Here is a 400-nt window from a genome sequence, read left to right as displayed (position 1 = left end):
TCTTTTTTAGAAAAAATTTGTTCCCATATATTCATATTTTATATCCTTCAACTATAAAAAGTTCATTTAATTGTTTGGTTAAATTTTTTTGTATGTGAATTTTTATATCACTAATACTATAGGTTGCACTCTCATAAAGTTTTCGTAAATCTTTTTCATCACAATACCTTATAATACCTGTGCAAGCATCACTTCCACTTGTAGGTTTTACTAAATGATACCCCAAACTCTCATCTTTTTCAAAACCATCATTGTAAAGACTTGGAGTTACAGAAAGAAATTTCCCACCTTTTTTGAGTTTTTTCATCGCTTTGTCTATAATCTTTTTAGTTTTATCAAAATCATTGTAAGCTAAGGAATAATTATCCATCCACGCATCAAAACTATCATCTTTAAAACT

The 400-nt window shown here is 27.5% G+C and carries 1 pseudogene; it reads right to left on the bottom strand.

Annotated elements, in window-relative coordinates:
• Nucleotides 1–31 precede the first annotated feature (31 nt).
• A pseudogene (locus CCO88_RS10560) lies at nt 32–400 on the bottom strand (class I SAM-dependent methyltransferase); the annotation flags it as partial.

Source organism: Campylobacter coli LMG 9860 (assembly GCF_000254135.1).
GTDB lineage: Bacteria > Campylobacterota > Campylobacteria > Campylobacterales > Campylobacteraceae > Campylobacter_D > Campylobacter_D coli.
Note: the sequence above shows the minus strand (reverse complement) of the source record. Positions and strands in the feature narration are given on the sequence as shown.